Below are 20,612 nucleotides of genomic sequence, written 5' to 3' on the forward strand. Positions count from 1 at the left end.
CGGGAACCCCATGAAGCACCGCCCCCGCATCAGAATCGCACTGTCCGCGGCCCTACTCCTTCTCGCCGTCGGCTGCAGTTCGTCCTCAGCCGGTCAGGCCGCCGGCTCGTCCACCGGGCGCGGCGGCACCCTCGTCATCGGCGCGACCGGCAGACTCCCCAACCCCGACACGGTCATCGGAGGGGCCGGCTTTGAAGGCAAGCGGCTGGTGTCCTTCCAGCTGTACGAGGGCCTCACCCGCTACGACCTGTCCAAGACCGACGCGCCGCCCGAGATCACCGGCGCCCTCGCCACCTCCTGGAAGGTCGCACAGGACCACAAGACCTGGACCTTCACCCTCCGCAAGGGCGTCACCTTCCAGGACGGCACCCGCTTCGACGCCGACTCCGTGATCTTCAACCTCGACCGCTACCTCAACAAGAAGAGCGCCTACTACACCACCGTCCTCGGCGCCGCCGCGAGCGAGTACGCCGGAGACATCGTCACGTACCGTCAACTCGACTCAGGTCACGTCCAGTTGGTCACCAAGACCCCCAACGGGCATTTCCCCGAAGACCTCGCCCACGTCCTGATCGCCAGCCCCACCGCCGTACGCAGGACGGGCTCCGCGAACTTCTCCCAACACCCCGTCGGCACCGGCCCGTTCACCTTCAAGTCCCAGACCTCCGGCGAGCAGATCGAGCTCGTCGCCAACAAGCACTACTGGCGCGGCGCACCCAAACTGGACCGCCTGATCGTCAAGGCGCTCCCCGACCCGGCCGCCCGTACCGCCGCCCTGCGCTCGGGCTCCGTCAACTGGATCGAGTACCCCAACCCGGACGACCTCGCGAGCCTCAAGGCCGACGGCGCACAGATCCTCACCAACAGCTACGACCACCTCTGGTACTGGATCCTCGACACCACCAAGGGCCCCTGGAAGAACGCCGACGTGCGCAGGGCCGCCAACTACGCCATCAACCGCAAGGCCATCGCCGACGACCTCCTGCACGGCACCGCCGACCCCGCGTACCAGGCCGCCCCGCGCGCCACCTTTGCCTACGACCCCCAGGGCAACACCTACTCCTACGACCCCGCCAAGGCCAGGAAGCTGCTCGCCGAGGCCGGCTACCCGAACGGCTTCAGCACCTCCGTCACCGTGCCGACCGGCGGTTCCGGCAATCTGCTGCCCGTACCGATCACCGAGGCCCTGCAGCGCGACCTGGCCGCCGTCGGCATCAAGGTGACCATCCGCACCACCGACTGGTCCACCCTGATCGGCGCCGAGGCCAAGGGCAAGGTCGCCCTCGGTTCGGACGCCATCGCCCAGTCCACCACGCTCTTCCAGTCCGAGGCGCTGCTGCCGCTGTTCATCGGCAGCAACAGCCCCTTCTGGACGGGCCATTACAGCAACCCCGCCGTCGACAGACTTCTCGCGGAGGCCGCCGCCTCACCCGACAGGACCACCCGACAGACCGACTACCGGCAGGCGCTCGCCAAGGTCACCCAGGACGCACCCTGGCTGTTCGTGGTCAACGACCGCAATCCACGCGCCCTTTCCCCCGCGGTCCACGGACTCGTCCAACCGCAGTCCTGGTTCCTGGACCTGACCACCGTGTGGGTCGGCAAGTGACCGACCAGCCCCCCCCACGACGTACGACAAGTGGCCGACCAGCTCCGACGACGTACGACAAGTGACCGACCAGCTCCGACGACGTACGAAAGGACGGCCGTCCGCATGACCGACGACCGGCAACCGCCCAAGTGGGGCATCACCCTGCCCCTGCCGGGCCTCACCATCGACCGGCACCGCTTCCTCGTGGAACGCCTGCCCGACCTCGGCTACACCGACGTGTGGAGCGCGGAGGGCGGCGGCACGGACGCCTTCACCCCGCTCGCCGTCACCGCCGCCTGGTCGGACACGCTGCGGATCGCCACCGGAATCGTTCCCGTGCACACCCGCGGACCGGCCGTCCTCGCCCAGACCGCCGCCACGCTGGCCCAACTCGCGCCAGGGCGACTGCTGTTGGGCCTCGGCGCATCGGTCCCCGCGCACGTCACCGACATCAACGGAATCCCCTTCGACGCCCCCTTCAAGCGGACCCGTGACGTGCTCCGCTTCGTGACCCGGGCGCTGCGCGGCGAACACATCGCGGGCGACTTCGACACCTTCTCCATCACCGGCTACCGGCTGCCGCATCCACCGGCCGACCCGGTCAAGGTCATTCTCGGCGCACTGCGGCCCGGCATGCTGCGACTCGGCTTCACCGAAGGGGACGGAGCGATCACCAACCTGCTCTTCCCCGAGGACGTACCGAAGATCCTCGACGCCGTCGGCCCGCAGCCGCCCGGCAAGGAACTGGTCGTCAAGGTCTTCGTCTGCCCCACCGAGGACCTCGACTACGCCCACCGCGCCACCCGCCCCTTCCTCGCCTGGATCCTCAACCGGGAGCCCTACCGAAAATTCCACGAGTGGCTGGGACACGGCGAGTTGCTGCGCGAATCGCACGAACGCTGGGCCGCGGGCGGCATCGAGGCGGCGCAGAAGGCCCTGCCGGACGAAGTCGTCGACGGTCTCTTCATCAGCGGCTCGCCCGAGGAGTGCCGCGAACGCATCCTGCGCTACCACCGCCCCGGCGTGACCACGCTCCAGCTGTACGTCTCACTGCCGCCCCACGTGTTCGTCAGCCGGGCCAGGCTGCTCGACACCCTGGCCCGCCTCGGACCCACCGGCGGCTGACCTGCGGAGGCTCCGGCATGGAACTCGACATACGCGGCGGCGTCAGGGCCGCCCCCGTCCTCGGCGACACGCCGCGGGAGCGACAGGCGCTGCGCTTCGCCCCCGACCCCCGCGACCGGGACGCCCACCCCGGCCATGTCGCCCGCACCGCCCGGGAGAACGAGGAGGACGGCCTCGACAGCGCGCTGGTGACCCAGTCGAGTTCCTGGCCGGACCCCTGGATCGTCGCGTCCTGGGCGCTCGCCGCCACCAGTCGGCTGCGCATCGCCGTGGCCCACCGGATCGGCACCACGGCACCCACCGCGGCAGCCCGGTCGCTCGTCACCCTGGACCGGCTGTCCGGCGGACGGGCCGCCGCGCACGTGATCGTCGGATCGAGCGACGCCGATGTCGTGCGCGACGGCGACACGCTGCCCAAGGCGGAGCGCTACCGGCGGGCGGGCGAGTACCTGGACGTCTTCCACCGGGCGCTGACCGAGGAGAAGGACTTCACCTTCGAGGGCGAGTTCTACACCGTCCGGGGCGCCCGGTCGGGCCTACGACCCGCACCTCGTGGGGAGTTGGTCTCCTTCGGCGGCTCCTCCCCGGAGGGCCTCGACCTGGCGGCGCGCTACGCCGAGGTGTACGCCATCGCACCGATGCCCCTGACCGCGACCCGCCTGCGCGTCGCCGAGGTCAGGGCCGCCGCCGCGTCGCACGGACGGTCGCTGCGGATCTGGCGGTCCGTCGGCCTGGTGCTGGCCGGCACCGACGAACAGGCCCAGGCCCGGGCCCGCCGGATCGCCGACGACGCCGTTCGGCTGAGCACCGCGGCACACACCTCCCGCTGGAGCGAGGCCGTCCAGCTCGACCGGGACCGCGAACGCGGCCGTTCGGTACCCGGCCCGGGCCCGGCGGAGATCACCGCGTACATCCGCCGCTCCCTGGCCGCCGCCTTCGTCGGTTCGCCCCGCACCGTGGCGGACCGGATCGACTGGCTGCGTTCGGCCGGCATCGACATCATCCAGCTCGACACCCCGGTGGAGACCGACGAAGACCGCTCACTACGACGGGAGTTGGTGACCCTGCTCCGGACGGGCCGGGCTCACGGCCGAAGGGGTTGGTAGCACCGCCGTACGCCCTCCCAGCGCCCGGGAGAAGTGATCCGTGACCAGGTGTGTCAAACGAGGAGGGCCTGGTGCCGGTCAGTTCGTCATGGACCGACAGTGGCCGCCGTCCGACCTCGACACGGGTGGCCGCGGACCGGTTCAACAGGGCCTGCAGCGGGCCGACTTGACCGCCCGCAGATGGTTCGCGACGCGGACGCCACGGCCGACCGCCCGCGGATGGGCGGACAGCGAGGTCTCGCCGCCGGCATCGGGGACGGTCGAGTGCAGCATGACCTGCGACTTCGCCGCCCTGATAATGCCGCTCGGCCACCAGGTATGGAGTGGGCGGGAGGTGACGGGCGCTACCCAGAGCCACCCCGGCCGACCGTCAGACACAGCAGGTGGAGTCACATCTCACTTGCACAGTGAGGAGCCTCTGGAATGGAGTGGAGTCAGAACTGACTGGCAAGTGGAGTCCCCGACTTCACATACGAAGGCACCACGTACTTCCCGTCATTCATTGCGGGAACCTTGCCGCAGGTGAAGGCCAATGGACGCCTCTTGACACCCTTTTCCGGCCCGCTCTAGCGTCCCCCACCATGAGCGAGCCGTTGACAACCCCCGGCGAAGGTTTCCACCCCCATCTCCACGACGCCGCAGGCCAATCGGCAGCCCCCCTGCGCACCCGCCTGCACCACATCCGCGCGGACGCCCTCGACGGCGACACCGCACAGAGCGGCGGCATGCGCAGGTTCGCCGCGGTGAGCGGCAGGACGGTCGGCTCCGAGAAACTGTGGATGGGCCAGACCCACGTGGCCCCCTCGACGTCCTCCTCCGACCACCACCACGGCGAATCCGAGACCGCGATCTATGTGGTGAGCGGACACCCCGAGTTCGTGTTCCTGGACGACACGGGCCCTCGGCCGGAAGAGGTACGCCTGCGCACGTCCCCCGGGGACTACATCTTCGTCCCCCCGTTCGTGCCGCACCGCGAGGAGAATCCGGACCCCGCCGACGAGGCCGTGGTGGTGATCGCGCGCAGCACGCAGGAGGCGATCGTGGTGAACCTTCCGGGGCTGTACGTGCTGGGGGCCGGGGAGGACTGAGGAGGCCCTGCTGCTCGCCGACCGCCCGCCGCGGCTGCGGAAATTCCCTCGCGGCGCGGCCGGAACGGGCTGAGACTCGTGCCATGACTGACATGGAGGCGTTCCGGAACGCGGTCACGGCATGGGCGACGACGGGTGGCCCCGGCGGCTCCGTGCACGAGCTGGCAGCGCGACTGCCGGTCCGGACGGCTGTCCTGGTCGAAGGCCCGAGCGACGTCGCGGCGGTCAACGCGCTGGCGGAGAACCGCGGCCGGAACCTGGCGGCCGAGGGCGTCTGCGTCCTGTCGATCGGCGGCGCGATGAGCGTCGCCCACTACGCCCGACTCCTCGGCTCACCCGGACTGGGCCTACGCCTCACGGGACTGTGCGACGAGGCGGAACGCGCCTACTACGCCCGCGGATTCGAGCGGGCCGGTGCGGAACAGCAGAGCATCTTCGTCTGCGCGGCGGACCTGGAGGACGAACTCATCCGCGTGCTGGGCGTGACCCGGGTGGAGGAACTCGTCCGCGCGGAGGGCGACTTGCGTGCCCTCAAGACCTTCCTGCGCCAGCCGGCCCAGCGGGGCCGCGCTCCGCAGCAGCAGTTCAGACGCTTCCTCGGAACGAAGAAGGGACGCAAGATCCACTACGGCCGTGTCCTCGCCGGGGCCCTCGACCCCGGCCGCGTCCCGGCACCGCTCGACGACCTGCTCGCCAGTCTCTGAAGGCCGACGGTCACGGTCGCCGCGCTGCCGAGGCCCGGGTGCTCGTCTTCGCAGTCGCCGCAGGCGGCAACTGCGTCGAAGCCGCGGCTGCAAACAGCGTTGAGATCTCAGTCCTTGGCCGGCAGGTCATGTCGCGCCGGCCAGTTCGGATCGTCCAGATCCTTGCGGACCTGCTCCGACAGCCCGGCCAGTCCTGCACCGCGCCCCCGGGCGAAGCATCCACGAGCCTCGCACCGTGTGTGCTCCAAGGCGGCGGCCCGAGCGGCATCCTCGCTGTCGTACCGCGTCACGTCGCGCCGCTCGTAGCCCTCCTGCGCATCGGCGGAGGCCTGCCCGCCTTCAAGGGCCCAACAGCCTTCCCAACCGTGGTACTTGTCGCCCTGGCCGCTCACCCAGAAGTACGTCATGCCGCGGAGCCTGCCACGGGGAGAGGACTGCGGCATGGCCTTCGCCCAGGTGGTGGTCGCGTCCCTGTAGTAGGTGAACATCGACGGCGGATGCCGGGAACCAGCAGGAAGTCGACCCCCTCCACCCCCTCCGCCGAGACAGCCCCCAAGCCGGTCGCGATGGTGCCGACCGTATCGCCCTACTCGACAGCGAAGGACCAGTCGCCTGCGCGGCCCATACTGGCGACGCCCGGCACGCCCACGTGACGTCACGCACTCTGGACAACTCGTATGGCGGCTCTGGACAGTACGCGTATGGGCACCCTGCGTACGACCCTGCAGACCCAACTGGTGCTGCGCCCTTTGCTGGAGGAGCCCGCCAGGCGGTGGTACGGCCTTGAGCTGTGCGAGCTGACGGGACTGCCGTCAGGGACGACCTATCCGATTCTGGCTCGGCTGGAGCAGGCCGGCTGGGTGAACAGCGCCTGGGAGGAATCAGCCGGGCACGTGGAGGGCGGGCGCCCACGCCGCCGCCTCTACTGGATCACCAAGGGCGGCGAGAAGCACGCCCGGGAGGCCCTGGCGCGAGCCGACCGATCCCGCAAGCGCCCCTTACCGGGAGGGCCCACTCGTGTGCCGACCGGGGACGGCACACGATGAGAACCCGCCCTGGGAGGTGTCACCATTGACCATTCCCACTGCCCTGGTTGGACGGGATCAGCAGGCACCCCGCGATTCTCGATTACGGCTACGGCAGCACGATGCAGGAACTCGAACAGCTCGGGTTCGACAGTCAACGGGGATCCAAGTCCTCGCCCGAAGGCGCCCGCTCCTGGTCCAGGCACGATCTCCACCGTGCACGAGGACAAGGACCGCCGCAGGCAGGGAAGTTACCCACTGGCCGGGACGGAGCACGACCAAGCCCGGGGCAACTCCGATGCGTAGACAGCCTCGTACTCACCGGCCTGGACGACCACGAAGGTCCGCCCGAGCACCCTCATGTGAACCGGCATCCGTGTCCGAACGGGCCTCAATGACGCACGAGTATCGGGTCCAGTCCGCTAGACACCCGCGTCCCCGACCTGCCCGACGAGCATCGTTACCCTCACATCCTCAGTGAACCGCTCGTCCGCGGGGAGCACTTGCCGGACACGTTCGGCGAAGGCGGCGCGGTCGTCCGGTCCGGGCAACCGGTCGGCTGGAATCGCGGAGCATACTCCGCCGAAGAGTTGGTCGAAGCTCAGCTCGTCGCTGTACTCGACGAACAACTCCCGCACACCGCCGAAGCCCGCGGACCGAAGTGCCTCCGCATACCGCACCCGGTCATGGCTGCTGGTGCCGCAGGTCGCCGTGAGCGTCGTACCGAACCACTCTTCGAGGAAACCGCGCAGGGCCCGGGACCATGGACTGTCCTGGAGCCACAGCGGCGTTCCGTTGGAAATCACCGCGATGCCTCCGCCCGCACGCGACAACGGCCCCACGGCGCGGAAGAGTTCGTCGTGCCGCATCCAGTGGAGCGCCTGCCCGATGACCGTCAGCGCCAACGACCGCTCTCCCAACAGCCCGCCCAGTGCTGGGATATCGGTATCGGCGCCAAGCACCCAGGTCGCGTTCCGAACCCCCTGCGCCTCCGCCGTCCGCCGGGCCAGCCGCAACATGTCCGGCTCCGGATCCACCCCCACCACCGAACGAACCCGGGAAGCGAAAGGAACCGCGAGCTGCCCTGTGCCACACCCCGCGTCGAGCACGACATCGGCCCGCGAGAGCCCGAAGGCTTCCTCCAGGGTGTCGAAGACCTGGGGAGGGTACCCACGCCGGTACTCCGCGTAGTACTCGGCCACGGCACCACTGAATCCCAGTGACAAGGCCCCACTTCGCCGGGAGTCGGCCGTACCGGACACCATGCGCGTCACTCCTTTCCCGCGCGGGCGAGCGCCTCTTCGGCCTGTGCGGCGATGCTGCTCACGAGATCGGCCGCCGACGGCAGGTCATCGATGAGGTCGACGGCTTCGCCGGCCCACACGGGCAGCGGGGGTATGTCGCCCCGTGACAGGGCGAGTTGGTAGTCCTGTCTGGTGGCGTGGGGATCGGCGGCGAGTTCGGTCTCCCGGCCGCGCCACGCGTCGAGGAAGGGGTGACCGAGGGTGCGGGCGGTGTACTTCGACGGCCAGCGGGAGCTGCGGGCGATGTCGAGGATGCTGTTCCGCTCGGTGTCTCCGCCGTGGCCCTGCACGATCGCGGTGGCGGTCGAGGGAGTGACCAGGGCTTCCGTCGTGGCCTGGAAGCGGGTGCCGATGAGCGCTCCGGCGGCGCCGAGGGCGAGTGCGGCGGCCAGGCCGCGGCCGTCCGCGATCCCGCCGGCGGCGAGCACGGGCACGGGGGCCGCCAGATCCACGACGACCGGCACGAAGGGCAGCGTGGAGCGTCCGTGCCGAGCTCCGTGTCCGCCGCTCTCGGATCCCTGGGCCACGATGACGTCGGCGCCAAGGTCCACCGCTCGCCCGGCTTCCTCCAGATCAGTGACCTGAATGATCAACGCTGCCCCGGCCTGGCGGATACGTTCGGCGAACGGGCTCGGATCCCCGAACGACAGCATCACCGCAACCGGGTTGTGTTCCAGCGCTCGCTCGACCGCGTCGACACCGATCTGCCAGGTCAGGAATCCGATGCCCCACGGCTTCGTGGTGTTCTCGGCGACGACGGCCGACTCGCGGGCCAGCCACTCACGATCCCCGTCGCCGCTGCCCAGCAGCCCCAGTCCGCCACCGCGGGAGACGGCCGCGGTCAGCGCACCCCCGGCCGACCCACCCATCGGTGCCAGTGCGACCGGGTGTTGCACCCCGAATAACTTCGTGAACGCCGTCGAGAGGGTCATGGCCACCATCATCGCCCTTGCCGCCGTACGAGCTGAAGGGCGCCGGACATCAGTGGCTCGGCCACGCGCCCCGACCCTGACCTCGGCCCATGAACCAGCGGCAGCGGAAGAAGCTCACCGGACGAACCGTGACCTCCCCACCGCAGACCACCGTCCGGCGACCGGACCCAACCCCGTGCCCGCCCTGCGCGACGGCGCACTGTGCAGGCACCGGGAATGCCGGATACTCGTGAACGGCGGGGCATGTGGGTGCTGTGCCGACAGGAGGTGCGCGAGCGTATGGAAATACCCTGGCGCGTTCCGCCCGGGCGGATCCGCACATGGTTGCGCGACCACGACCCGGGGCTCGTGGCGACCCGCCGGGCCGCGCGCACCGCGCTGGTGATGCCCGCCCTGTTGGCACTGTGCAGCCAGGTGCTGCATTCCTCGACGATGGCGACCTACGCGGCGTTCGGGTCGTTCTCGATGCTCCTGCTGGTGGAGTTCACCGGCCCCATGGTGCAGCGCCTGCGCGCCCACGTGGGTCTGGCCGTGGCCTGGGCGGTGCTCATCTGCCTCGGCACGCTGGTGGCCCGGACGACCTGGCTCGCGGTCACGGTGATGGTCGTGGTGGGCTTCCTGGTGCTCTTCTCGGGTGTGGTCAGCTCCGTCCTCGCGGGCGCCTCGACCGCGCTGCTGCTGGCCTTCATCCTCCCGGTGACCTCGCCCGCCCCGCTGTCGCAGCTGCCCGACCGGCTCGCCGGAGCGGGCCTCGCGGCGGCCGTCGCCATGGTCGCGATCTCCTTGCTGTGGCCCCGGCCCGCCGCGGACCCGCTCAGCGCGCCCGCCGCCCGTGTCTGCCGCGCGGCTGCGGCACAGCTGCGTACCGACGCCTCGTGGCTGGCCGGCGGCCCGGACGCGCCGACCACCCGGCAGTGCGAGGTCACCGCCGGTCGGGCCGCCGCCGCGGCGGCGGACCTGCGCACCGCCTTCGACGCCACCCTGTACCGGCCCACAGGTCTGTCCGCCGGTTCCCGCGCCCTGGTCCGGCTGGTCGACGAACTGACCTGGCTGAGCGCCATCGTGGCCGACAGCGGCCCCCCGCTCGCGGACCGCCGGGCCTGCGACGCCGACGCGCATGCCGTACGCCGTGCCGCGGCAACGGCCCTGGACGCGGCGGCCGACCTCCTCGACGCCCCGCGCAACGCGCCCGACTCCCTCCGTACCGCCCTGGTGAACCTGCGTACGGCCATGGACGGCATGGAACTCCGCGCCACCCACCGACTGCCCGTGGAACAGCCGAAACCGGGCACGGACTCGGAGGTCCGCGCCTTCATCGAGACCCTCGACCTGTCGTTCCGCGCCCAGGAGTTGGGGTTCGCCACCCTCCAGATCGCCGGCAACGTGGACCTGGCGGCGGCTGCCGAGCGGCGCAGCTGGCCCGAGCGGCTGCTGGGCACGGAACCCGGCGCACTGGCACAGCCGCTGGCGTCCGCCGTCGAGCGCGCCGCCGCACACCTGGAACCGCGTTCGGTCTGGCTGCACAACAGTCTCCGGGGCGCGGTCGGCCTCGGTATCGCGGTGGCCCTGGCGAACCTGACAAGTGCCCAGCACTCGTTCTGGATCCTGCTCGGAACCCTGTCGGTGCTGCGTTCCAACGCGCTCAACACCGGGCAGAACGCGCTCCGGGCCCTCGGCGGCACGCTGGCCGGTTCGCTCATCGGTACCGGACTGCTCCAGCTCATCGGGCACCACAGCACCGTGCTCTGGTTCCTGCTCCCCGTCGCCGTGCTCGTCGCCGGCATCGCCCCCGCCGCCATCTCGTTCGCGGCGGGACAGGCGGCCTTCACCGTCACCCTGGTCATCCTGTTCAACATCGGCCAGGACCCCGACTGGCACATCGTGCTGCTGCGGATCGAGGACATCGCCCTCGGCTGCGCGGTGAGCGTTCTGGTGGGCCTGTTCTTCTGGCCCCGGGGCGCCGCAGCCGCCGTGGACCGGGCATTGTCGGCGGCGTACACCGACAGCGCCCGCTACCTCGCCGACGCGGTGGAGTACGCGGCCAGCCGCTGCAGCATCGGCTGCATCCCGACCGACGCCCCGCTGGAGGCCGGCCGGCAGGCCGCCGCCGCGGCCCGCCGGCTCGACGACGCCTTCCGCAGCTACCTCGCCGAACGCGGCGCCAAGCCGGTGCGGCTGTCCGACATGACCACCCTGGTCACCGGGATCGTAGGACTGCGCCTCGCCTCGGACGCCGTACTGGAACTGTGGCAACGCAACGGCGGCGAGGAACGGATCGAACCCGACCGTTCCGAGGCCCGGCTCACCCTGCTCGACACCGTCGGAAGGCTGGCCGACTGGTACCGCGACCTCGCCGTCGGCCTCGGTCGTCACACCGCCGTGCCCGCCCCGCTCTCCCGCGACCCCGGTGTGGAGGCACGGCTCGTCCACTCCCTGCGCCGCGACCTCCGTGACGACGACGGACACGCCACGGCGACGGCCGTCCGCATCATCTGGACCGCCGACCACCTCAACGCGGCCCGCCGCCTCCAACCCAGCCTGGCCGCCGCGGCGAAGCAGAGCGATCCGGCCTGACGACGAGACCGGCCGACGATACGGCTGTACCCGTCTCCGGCCTTGCGGGGAAGGGCGGCGCGCCCCGAGCAGCGTGGGTTCCGTCGGTCACCTACGCCCAGCAGCCGTTGACCGTCGCGGCGAGGCCGTCGAGGGCGTCCTTGATGGCGGCCGGGTCGGCGGTGGAGCTGTTCTCGATGAAGGAGAAGATCTTCCACTCCCCGTCCCCGGCCTTCGTCAGCCCGCTCAGCGCGATCGCGCCGGTCAGCGTGCCCGTCTTGGCGCTCACCTTTCCGACGGCGCACTGGGAGTCCGCGGTGTCGAACCGGCCCCACTCGGGGCCCAGCGTCGAGCCCGCCTCACCCGCGACGGGCAGTCCGTCCACGATGTACTTCAGGGTCGGGCTGTTGGCGGGGTCGTCCGCCAGGTCGAGGATGTCGGCGATGGTCTGTGCCGGGATGCGGTTGGAGCGGGACAGTCCGCTGCCGTCGTGGATCTCGAAGTCGGCCAGGGACACGCCGTATTGGGTGAGGACCTGGCGTACGACCGCCGTGCCGTCCTCGAAGGTGGCCGGGCGGCCGGCCGCGAGCGCCGTCGTCCGCAGCAGAGACTCGGCGATATCGTTGTCACTCACCTTGAGCATGTGCTCCACGATGACCGACAGTGCGTCGGAGTCGTGCTGGGCCACGGGGACGGCCGCGGTGCCCGCGAGGCCGTGGGCGACGCTCCCGGAGACCGTGACGCCTTGCTGGGTGAGGAGCTTGGCGAAGGCCCGACCGGCGTCCAGGGACGTGTCCGTGACGTGGCGGCCGTCGACCACCAGTGCCCGTACCGGGGCGATGGAGTCGGGGTAGTAGCCGTCGTTCCAGCCGACGGCGAGCGTCGGCGCGGGGAAGAGACTGTCGTCGACCTGCACCTTCACCGAGGTCAGGCCCGCGTTCTTCAGCCCCGCGACGGCGGTCGTGGCCAGCGCCGTGAGGTCGGCGGTGGTCAGCGTACGGTCCCCGCCGCCCACCAGGGTGAGGGTACCGGCGTCGTAGACGACCTTCGTGGTGAAGCGGTGGTCGGGGCCGAGGACCGTCAGCGCGGCGGTGGAGGTGGCGAGCTTGGTGTTGGACGCGGGCATCAGCGCGGTGGTCGCGTCATGGCCCCAGACGACCTTGTTGGTCTGGGCGTCGATGACGACACCGCTGAGTGTGGTGCCCAGGCGGGTGTCCTGGATGCGGGTGCCGAGGTTGTCCGCGATCTTCTGCTCGGCGGGGTCGAGCGTGGCGGCGGCCGTCTTGGCGGCGGTCCGGTCGGCGGCGAAGGCGGACGTGCCGAACAGGATCGTCCCGGCGACCGGGGCGGTCACCGCGATGACGGCGGCGCGGCGGAGTGCGGGGTTGAGCGCTCCGCTCTTGCGGTGACGTCCGTTCGCACGGTCGGCGGAGGGGGAGTTGGGCATGGAGACCTCGGTACGGGATGTGTGAGCGGGGGAGGCACGGGAGTTCGGGGGGATCTTGAAGGGGAAAGTAACAGTTGCGACTCGCGTTACTCATGGGTTTGCTGTGAAGAGACGGAGCCTGGCTGGTTTGCGACGGTGCGGCTGATGGCTCCAGGGGCTGCGGATCCGCATCAGGCCACGTAGTCCCCCGGGCCGTCGACCGGCGCCTCATCGACACCTTTCGTGCGCGCATGGGGCGTTGGCTCATGGATTCCCACGTGAGGGGCGTCTGCGCGCCCGCTTCCGGGGCAGACGGCGATGGATCGGGTGCGCACGTCACCCGACCGTGGACCGCCGCGAGGCGCCGACCCGTGGAAGCGGCGATGCCGACCGCCGTGCCGGGAAGGGCAGTTGGGGTGACCGGGGAGAATCCCGATGCGATCCGGCCTGGCCGCTCGCCTGTGCTGCCCCGCGGGACCGCCGGTACCGCAGCGCGCATCGGCGAAGTGACCCTCTGTCAGGCCGCCCTGATGGTGGGTTTCGGGCTCCTGATCACGGGCCCGGCCCGCAATGTCTGGCCGCTGACTGTCGAGGACCACGTCAACGAGGGCTTCGTACGGATCCGGACCGGCACGCTCACCACCCTGTCGTACGTCGGCTCGGAGGCGGGCAACACCCTCACGGTGATCGCCGTCACCCTGCTGAGCTGCGCGGCGCTGCTGCTCCTGCCCCGGCTGCCGATGTGGCGGCAGGCGGTCTTCCTCGCCGTCGCCGTCCTGCTCCAGTCACTGGTGTTCCTGGCCATCACCGAGTCGGTGGACCGCACCCGCCCGCACGTGGACCGCCTCGACGCCCACGTCCAGTTACACCTCCGGCCACACCGGTGCGGCCAACCGCGCTCTACGCCGGACTCGCGGTCCAGGTGCTGTCCCGGGTCCGCAGGCCGTGGCGGTGGCCGCCGGCAGGGCCGCTGTTCCTCGTGCCGCCGATCGTCGGCGTCTCCCGCCTCTACCGGGCATGCACCACCCCACGGACGTGATCGGCGGAATGGTCAACGGCGCCCTGTCGCTGCTGATCGTCGGCCGTGCCCTGTTCACCGACGCCTCCGTGGCCGTCGCCCCCGCGCCGCGCACGGAGCGCACGGTCGAGATCGAGGAGCGCGAGCCCGGCGCCACCGCCGTGATCTTCAATCCCACCGTGACCGGCGAGGCGGACCGCGAGAAACTGCGGCGGATCCTCGGACAACACGGCCACGGCGCACCGGAGTTCATCGAAACAACCGCCGCCGACCCCGGCACAGGACAGGCGGCCGGCGCGGTCCGTGACGGAGCGAGCCTGGTCGTGGTCTGCGGCGGCGACGGAACCGTCAGGGCAGCCGCCGACGCCCTGGCCGGCACCGGCGTACCGCTCGTCGTGGTGCCCTGGGGCACCGGCAACCTGCTGGCCCGCAACCTGGGCCTGCCCCTCACCCCCACCACCGCATTGGACGCCGCACTGTCCGGCACCCCGCACCGCCTCGACCTCGGCCGCATCGAGGGCGACGGCCTCGCCGCCACCCACTTCGCCGCGATGTCCGGGGCCGGGCTCGACGCCGCGATGCTGGAACACTCCGACGACCGTGCCAAGTCCGCCGTCGGCTGGCCCGCCTAACGGCTCGCCGCCATCGGCACCCTGCGCACACCCCGGAGGCGGCTGACGGTCCGGCTCGACGACACGCCCGTCCTGTACCGCACGGCCCGCATGGTGCTCCTCGCCAACGTCGGCACCGTACAAGGAGGTCTCACCCTCGTCCCGGCGGCCCGACCCGACGACGGACTGCTCGATCTTCTGATCCTCGACCCGCGCGGCCCCGGCGGCTGGATACATGCTCTTGGCGTCCTGATACGAGGCCGCAGGCACACCGCGCGGCCCATGACCCTGGACACCCTCGCCGGGAAGAAGGGCGTACCGGTCGAGTTCTTCACCTTCCGGCGGACCGAACTCACCTTCGCCGTACCGCAGTCGCGTGAACTCGACGGCGACCCGGTCTCCCGCGGCCGACGCCTCACCGCCGAGGTCAGGCCCGGCGCGCTGACCGTCCTGTTGCCCACCCGGGAGAAGTGAATGGGCACCGCCACCAAGGTCCCCGAGACCCGCCACATGACCGGCGACGACCTCTCGGCCGACGAGGCACCGGCGTCCCTGCGCCGCTACGGCCGCCGGCCGCTGCCGCACGACTCCTTCGTCCGGTCCGCTACGGCGACGGCTTCAGCCACTCCCGCGCGCTCGCCCTCCAGACGTGCTGGCGGTGATCCCGCCGGCCATCGCCTTCGTCGGACTCTCCACCCCGCTGCACACGGAGAACATCGGCAGACTCGCCGAACTGACCATCCACCGCATCGCGCGGGGCCCCAGCGCCGACGTCGTCGACGACGCCCTGGCCCGCAGCCGCCACAGCGCGGGCGACGGCGACCGGATCGCCCTCGGGTTCGGGCTGCTGTTCTCCCTGGTCAACGTCACCACCGCGACGTGCCAGATCGAACGCGGCGCCAACCGGACCTACGGCAACGAACGCGACCGCCCCCTCCACCAGAAGTACCTGCGCGGCCTCGTGATGTCCCTCAGCGCCGGCATCCCGCTCGGCCTCGGGTTCATCGTGATGGTGGCCGGCGGTGACCTGGCCGCCGCAGCGGTGACGGTGTATCACCTCGACGGCAACGCCAGAACCGTCTGCGAGATCCTCCGCCGGCCCTTCGGCCTGCTCCTCGCCCTCCTCTCGGCCTGCGCGATCTTCCGCCGCTCCCCCCGGCGCCGTCAGCCCGGCTACACCTGGCTGGCCTTCGGCGCCGCCGTCTACCTCGTGCTGTGGACGACCCTGACCTGGCTGCTCAGCCTGTACCTGGACATCAGCGGATCCTTCGACACCGTCTACGGCCCGCTCAGCGCCTTCATGTCCCTGCTGCTCTGGGCCCACCTGACCTCCATCGCCCTCTTCCTGGGTCTGTCCCTCGCCGCCCAGTTGGAGGCCGCGCGGGCACGGCGACCGGGTCCGATCAAAGCCGACGCGGGAGTGTGAAGAGTGGTCCGCGCCACGGCCCAACGCCTTCGCGACCTCCGTCGCCGGACGGCCGACCGGAGATTGGGCATCCACCTGCTCGTGTCGGCCACAGTCGCCGCCGTGGCCGCCGTCCCCTTCGGCCTCCTGCTCGTCCTGGTCGAGGGACCTTGGCAGCCCCTGCGCCGTCTCGACGCGGGCGCCGCACGGCGGTTGAACGAGACCGCGCTCGAACCCCCGGAGTGGACAAGCACGTTGAGGTTCCTGTCCGACCGGATGTGGGTCCCGGTCAGCCTGCGGACCGCCGTAGCGCTGCTGACCGTGTGGCTGTTGTACCGCAGGGACTGGCGCCTGGCCGCCTGGTCCGGTGTGACGGCCGTGGCCGGCGGACTCATGGGGCTGCTGGTCAAAAAGGTCGTCGAGCGGGCCAGACCCTCCCTGGAGGACCCGGTCGCCCACGCACCGGGATTCTCCTTCCCCTCAGGACACGCGATGACCGTCACCACCTCGTTCGCCATCTTCCTGCTGGTCCTGCTGGTCCTGCTGCCCGTGGTGCCGCGTGCCCTGGGGGGCGCTGTGCTGGGGCGCCGCGATCGTGTCCGTACTCGGCGTCGGCTTCACCCGGATCGCGCTCGGCGTCCACTGGTTCAGCGACGTCGTGGGCGGCTGGCTCCTGGGCCTCGCCGTCGTCGCCCTCACTACCTGGCCCTTCGAGGCCCGGCGCACCGACGCGGGCCGTGGGCATGCGGAGTTGAGCGAGGGGCTGGAGCCGGAACTCACCGGTGCCCGTCCTGAACCCGGCTCCTTGGGCCGGGATCGCGGCGAGGGATCCGTACGACCGGACTGACGACTGAATCCGGGAGATCCCTGAACCGGCCCGCGGACATCGGGCGAAGCACCGACTTCGCCCGATGTCCGCTCCCAGCGTCAAGCGCCTTTCAGAGCGGCCGCCCTTGAGCCGATGACCGGGTCACGCGGCGCCGGTGACGCCGGGGGAGACGAAACGCCTGTGCAGGGGGCAGAACTCGTTCTCGGGTTCGCCGGTGATGCCCGCCTTCTCGACCGCGGGTGCGAGCCGTTCGGCGAAGAAGGTCTGGAAGGCCTGCTCCGAGTCCCAGACGTCGGTCACGTTGAGTCCCTGGGTGTCGAACCACGCCACATGAACCTGACCACCGACAGGGGCGGTCTCCTCCCAACCCACGGCGTCCCGCACGGTGTTGTACTGCTCGGGGGTGACACCGGCCCAGCGCATGAACATCACCACAGCCAATTTCCGCTCCTTGCTCGTGTCGTCTACGACCAGCCCTCACACCGGCCCACGGCCGATCACCGGCACACGCGCATCCGCGCCCGCCGGTCGTGGTGGCTTGAGCATCGTCCTGCGCGACAGGCATCCGGCGAAGAGCGCACAGAGGTGCGGTGGAGCGGCGGTTCACTCTTCGCGCCCGGTAGCGACGGCCTGAAGGTCCACGCAGACATGACATGGCCACTGGCGTCGCCGCAGTCCCGCAACGGGGTTGCTGCCGCCGTCAGTTGACTGTCGCGGCGGCCCGCTCCGCGGTAACCGCCGCGGCCTGCTCTGCATGGATCTGCATGTCGGTGTGGACGGTGTGGCCGCGCTGAGGGGTGAGGTCGAGGGAGGTGAGCACGGAGGAGTGGACGATGGAGGGGAGGGTGTGGCGAAGGAGGACGGAGATGGTGTGCGGGAGGTTCTGGTAGGCGGTGGTGGCCTGGGACATCGCCTGGACGCCGGCGAACGCGCCGACGAGGACTTCGGCGGTCTCGGCGGGGTTGACGTGAGGGAGGAGTTCACCTTGTTTCTGGGCCTTGTTGAGACAGTCGGTGACGATGCTCGTCCAGCGGTGGAAGGGGCCCGTGCGGTCGAGGCCGTCGGCGCGTTGATCCAGGGTGAGGCGGACACCGGCGCGGACCATGGGGTCGGTCTGGAGACGGTAGGCGTGCAGCATGCTCGTGTCGACGAGTTCCTGGGTCTTGCAGGGGCGGTCGGGGACCGTGAGGCCTTGGTCCTGTCCGGCGAGGACACCTTGGGCGAGTTGTTCCTTCGACTTGAAGTGGAAGTAGAGGGCGCCCTTGGTGACGTTGGCGGTGGTGAGGATCTCGCTGATGGTCGCGGCCTGGTAGCCACGCTCTTCGAAGACACTGGCCGCGGCGACGAGGATGGTCTGGCGGGTGCGGATCGCCCGGTCCTGCTTGGGTTCTGGCATGTCCCGACCTCTTTCGTTGCGCGTGCACTGTCCGCCCGTTAAGAAACCGTCCAGTTCGTATAGTCTACGGCGCTGCGTGTTCGCCGAGGAGCCGTGCGGCCGATTGCCCGTGCGGGGGTGGGGAGTTCGGGCCGTTGATCGGTGATCTGGCCGGGGTGAGCTGCGGAACTCTCTCCGCAGGCCTCGACATCAGGGTTGTGTCCTTCGGCCGTTGGACACTGGTTGGTTGTGCCCGGGTGTGGCCTGTGCGGTGTATGCCCAGTGCGGGCTGGGCCGACGATGTGGTGAAAAGCGAGGCGGACAGCGCATCCTCTGCCCCAGGTGGACGGTTCTGATAAACCGTCCGTGCTGTTTTATTGGGGACGGGCCCCGGTGTCGTGGCGGTTCAGGCACCCGGCGCCCCTGGAGTGTTTCTCCCGTCGGGTTGAGCCAGAGCATCCAATGGAGCCGTCCCCATTACCGTCTTCCTTGGCCCCGCAATGGGGTTCCCGGCCTCCGGGACCGGCATGACCACCGGTTCTTCTGGGACTTGGGAGGCGCTTCGTCATGTGGATGCCGGCAGCTGGTGCCGTAGGTGAGGCCGGGACGGGTACGACCGGAGAGTGCACGTGATCGACATCAGCGAAATCGGCGCCTTCCCCGGCCTGGATGTCGGTAAAGGCGAACACCACGCCACCGCCCTGACCCCGGTCGGGAGGAAGGCGTTCGACAAGCGGCTGCCCAACAGCGAACCGAAACTGCGCGAGGGCTTCGCCAAGCTGCAGCCAAGCACGCCACCGTGCTCGTGGTCGTCGACCAGCCCGCCTCGATCGGAGCTCTGCCGCTGGCCGTGGCCCGCGACGCGGGCTGCAAGGTCGCCTGTCCGCCCGGCCTGACGATGCGGCGGATCGCTGACCTCTACCCCGGCGAGGTGAAGACCGACGCCCGCGACGCGTTCGTCATCGCGGACGCCGCCCGCGCGATGCCGCACACCCTGCGCGCCATTGATGCCGAAGACGAAACCATCGCCGAGCTGGAGATGATCGGTGGCTTCGACGACGACCCGGCAGGCGAAGCCCCCCGCATTTCCAACCGGCTCCGCGGTCTGCTCACCCAGATCCACCCCAGTCCGGAACGGGTCCTGGGCCCGCGCGTCCAGCACCCGGCCGTGCTGCTGACGCTCGAACAGTTCGGCTCTCCGGCCCAGTTGAGAAAGGCCGGACGCCGCAGGCTGGTCGGCCTGATATGGGCCAAGGCCCCGCGGATGGCCGAACGTCTGGTCGACGACGTCTTCACCGCGATGGACGAACAGACGGTCGTCGTCCCCGGCACGGAGGCGGCCGGGCTTATTGTCCCCAGCCTCTCCGGACAGCTGAAAACTGTCCTTGACCGGCGCAAGCTCCTCGCCACGAGAATCGAGGAGCTGTTGGAGGCTCACCCTCTTTCGAAGGTCCTGATTTCGATGCCCGGCATCGGAGTCAGGACCGGAGCCCGCGTCCTCATCGACGTCGGTGACGGCACCAGCTTCCCGACCGCCGCCCACCTGGCCTCCTACGCGGGCCTGGCTCCCGCGACCAGGAGTTCGGGATCCTCGATCCGCGGTGAACAGCCCTCCCGACGCGGCAACAAACAGCTGAAGCGGGCCTTCTTCCTGTCCGCGTTCGCCGCCCTCGCCGACCCGGCATCAAGGGCCTACTGCGACAAGGAAATCGCCCAGGGCAAGCACCACACCCGGGCCCTGCTCTGCCTCGCCCGCCGTCGGGTCGACGTGCTCGTTGCGATGCTCCGCGACGGCACCTTCTACGAACCGCCGCCGCCGTCCGCAATCAGCTGACCGGCGGTTCAGCCAAGAGAACGACCCGATCGGCTACCACATCGAACCCGAGCACCGGATGCCCCCCATCACCTTCCGGATCCATCAGCACCGGCTTGCCCAGCCGCCGCCCGATCGTCCGCAGGAAGCCGCAGAACACGTCGAGTCGCTCCTGGCCCTGCAGCTCCCGCAGATCAACGTCGAAGTCGATCTCCTCCGCCGCATAGAAGCGGAAGATCGCCAGCACATCGGCTGTCGGCCAAACCCGCAGCTCCGGGCACTCGGCATCAGCCAGGCGGGACAACACTGCTTCTGCCCGAGGCATCGGCATCACGACCTCGCCCTCGGAGTACTGGCACTTCCAGCCGCTCGCGCTGATCAGGTCAAGGACCGCCTGCCAGTCCTCCACCGAGGCGTCAGGGACACGCACGTCCGGCAGCGACCCCATCTCATCAAGGTCGAAGAAGTACTTGACGTCATCCCACAACAGATCAGACACCCCGCCATCCTGCCCGGTACCGATCCTCGACGCAGCCCGATTTCCTTGACGAGATCCATAGGGCCGCCAGTTGTTGCAGGCATGACGGCATATTCTGCGTTCAGGGGGCTGCTGGTCGCCACATCCGACAAGGCGTCACACGCCGCACTCGGCAGGCGAACCACCCACATCGAGACCTCTCAAAAGACCCTGATATCAGATACCAACG

14 protein-coding genes and 5 pseudogenes are annotated in these 20,612 nt (G+C 70.1%); 11 read left to right on the forward strand and 8 right to left on the reverse strand.

Going from position 1 to position 20,612, the window contains the following annotated elements; genetic code table 11:
* The first annotated feature begins 10 nt into the window (after positions 1–10).
* From ACIQBL_RS29600 to ACIQBL_RS29610, 3 genes are all read left to right on the forward strand, one after another.
* Positions 11–1,609 (forward strand): ABC transporter substrate-binding protein, encoded by a 1,599-nt coding sequence (locus ACIQBL_RS29600; protein ID WP_401946516.1) that lies wholly within the window; start codon positions 11–13, stop codon positions 1,607–1,609.
* A 105-nt stretch (positions 1,610–1,714) separates the two neighbouring features.
* The gene (locus ACIQBL_RS29605; RefSeq protein WP_401946518.1) at positions 1,715–2,716 is read left to right on the forward strand and encodes an LLM class F420-dependent oxidoreductase; all 1,002 of its coding nucleotides are present in this window, start codon (positions 1,715–1,717) and stop codon (positions 2,714–2,716) included.
* A gap of 17 nt (positions 2,717–2,733) precedes the next feature.
* Positions 2,734–3,822, forward strand: coding sequence for an LLM class flavin-dependent oxidoreductase (locus ACIQBL_RS29610; protein ID WP_401946521.1), 1,089 nt, complete (start codon positions 2,734–2,736; stop codon positions 3,820–3,822).
* A 64-nt stretch (positions 3,823–3,886) separates the two neighbouring features.
* Here the strand turns inward: ACIQBL_RS29610 and ACIQBL_RS29615 are convergent.
* Positions 3,887–4,119 (reverse strand): annotated as a pseudogene (locus ACIQBL_RS29615) (hypothetical protein); the annotation flags it as partial.
* Between the two features lie 284 nt (positions 4,120–4,403).
* Here ACIQBL_RS29615 and ACIQBL_RS29620 point away from each other — a divergent pair.
* Both ACIQBL_RS29620 and ACIQBL_RS29625 read left to right on the forward strand, forming a co-directional pair.
* Positions 4,404–4,910 (forward strand): cupin domain-containing protein, encoded by a 507-nt coding sequence (locus ACIQBL_RS29620; protein ID WP_401946523.1) that lies wholly within the window; start codon positions 4,404–4,406, stop codon positions 4,908–4,910.
* Between the two features lie 83 nt (positions 4,911–4,993).
* The gene (locus tag ACIQBL_RS29625) at positions 4,994–5,614 is read left to right on the forward strand and encodes a TOPRIM nucleotidyl transferase/hydrolase domain-containing protein (protein ID WP_401946526.1); all 621 of its coding nucleotides are present in this window, start codon (positions 4,994–4,996) and stop codon (positions 5,612–5,614) included.
* A 107-nt stretch (positions 5,615–5,721) separates the two neighbouring features.
* On the opposite strand, the gene ACIQBL_RS29630 is transcribed toward ACIQBL_RS29625, so the two are convergent.
* The gene (locus tag ACIQBL_RS29630; RefSeq protein WP_401946529.1) at positions 5,722–6,021 is read right to left on the reverse strand and encodes a hypothetical protein; all 300 of its coding nucleotides are present in this window, start codon (positions 6,019–6,021) and stop codon (positions 5,722–5,724) included.
* A 294-nt stretch (positions 6,022–6,315) separates the two neighbouring features.
* Between ACIQBL_RS29630 and ACIQBL_RS29635 the strand changes: the two genes are divergently transcribed.
* Entirely contained in the window at positions 6,316–6,660 is a 345-nt protein-coding gene (locus ACIQBL_RS29635) for a PadR family transcriptional regulator (RefSeq protein WP_401946531.1), read from the forward strand.
* A 401-nt stretch (positions 6,661–7,061) separates the two neighbouring features.
* On the opposite strand, the gene ACIQBL_RS29640 is transcribed toward ACIQBL_RS29635, so the two are convergent.
* Positions 7,062–7,904, reverse strand: coding sequence for a class I SAM-dependent methyltransferase (locus tag ACIQBL_RS29640; RefSeq protein ID WP_401946534.1), 843 nt, complete (start codon positions 7,902–7,904; stop codon positions 7,062–7,064).
* 5 nt (positions 7,905–7,909) lie between these two features.
* Positions 7,910–8,875 (reverse strand): NAD(P)H-dependent flavin oxidoreductase, encoded by a 966-nt coding sequence (locus ACIQBL_RS29645; protein WP_401946536.1) that lies wholly within the window; start codon positions 8,873–8,875, stop codon positions 7,910–7,912.
* Between the two features lie 279 nt (positions 8,876–9,154).
* Here ACIQBL_RS29645 and ACIQBL_RS29650 point away from each other — a divergent pair, with 279 nt between their 5' ends.
* Positions 9,155–11,449: an FUSC family protein gene (locus tag ACIQBL_RS29650; protein ID WP_401946539.1), complete on the forward strand. Its 2,295-nt coding sequence runs from the start codon at positions 9,155–9,157 to the stop codon at positions 11,447–11,449.
* Positions 11,450–11,540: 91 nt separating this feature from the next.
* Here ACIQBL_RS29650 and dacB read toward each other — a convergent pair whose 3' ends face one another.
* Positions 11,541–12,875 (reverse strand): D-alanyl-D-alanine carboxypeptidase/D-alanyl-D-alanine-endopeptidase, encoded by a 1,335-nt coding sequence (gene dacB, locus ACIQBL_RS29655; protein WP_401946541.1) that lies wholly within the window; start codon positions 12,873–12,875, stop codon positions 11,541–11,543.
* Positions 12,876–13,237: 362 nt separating this feature from the next.
* Here dacB and ACIQBL_RS29660 point away from each other — a divergent pair.
* The 3 pseudogenes from ACIQBL_RS29660 (at position 13,238) to ACIQBL_RS29670 (ending at position 16,735) form a co-directional block, all read left to right on the forward strand.
* A pseudogene (locus tag ACIQBL_RS29660) lies at positions 13,238–14,957 on the forward strand (diacylglycerol kinase family protein).
* A pseudogene (locus ACIQBL_RS29665) lies at positions 14,958–15,909 on the forward strand (YihY/virulence factor BrkB family protein).
* Between the two features lie 3 nt (positions 15,910–15,912).
* A pseudogene (locus ACIQBL_RS29670) lies at positions 15,913–16,735 on the forward strand (phosphatase PAP2 family protein).
* A gap of 123 nt (positions 16,736–16,858) precedes the next feature.
* On the opposite strand, the gene ACIQBL_RS29675 reads toward ACIQBL_RS29670, so the two are convergent.
* A complete protein-coding gene (locus tag ACIQBL_RS29675; protein WP_401946886.1) occupies positions 16,859–17,152 on the reverse strand; it encodes a hypothetical protein in 294 nt (97 codons plus the stop codon).
* Between the two features lie 265 nt (positions 17,153–17,417).
* Positions 17,418–18,113, reverse strand: a complete 696-nt coding sequence (locus tag ACIQBL_RS29680; RefSeq protein WP_401946544.1) for a ScbR family autoregulator-binding transcription factor — start codon at positions 18,111–18,113, stop codon at positions 17,418–17,420.
* Positions 18,114–18,730: 617 nt separating this feature from the next.
* Between ACIQBL_RS29680 and ACIQBL_RS29685 the strand changes: the two are divergent.
* Positions 18,731–19,926 (forward strand): annotated as a pseudogene (locus ACIQBL_RS29685) (IS110 family transposase).
* Here ACIQBL_RS29685 and ACIQBL_RS29690 read toward each other — a convergent pair.
* Positions 19,919–20,404, reverse strand: a complete 486-nt coding sequence (locus ACIQBL_RS29690) for a hypothetical protein (protein WP_401946546.1) — start codon at positions 20,402–20,404, stop codon at positions 19,919–19,921. The pseudogene ACIQBL_RS29685 and the gene ACIQBL_RS29690 sit on opposite strands and share 8 nt — an antisense overlap.
* Positions 20,405–20,612 lie beyond the last annotated feature (208 nt).

The sequence above is a fragment of the Streptomyces sp. NPDC088350 genome, from assembly GCF_044753545.1.
In the GTDB taxonomy this organism is placed as follows: Bacteria; Actinomycetota; Actinomycetes; order Streptomycetales; family Streptomycetaceae; genus Streptomyces.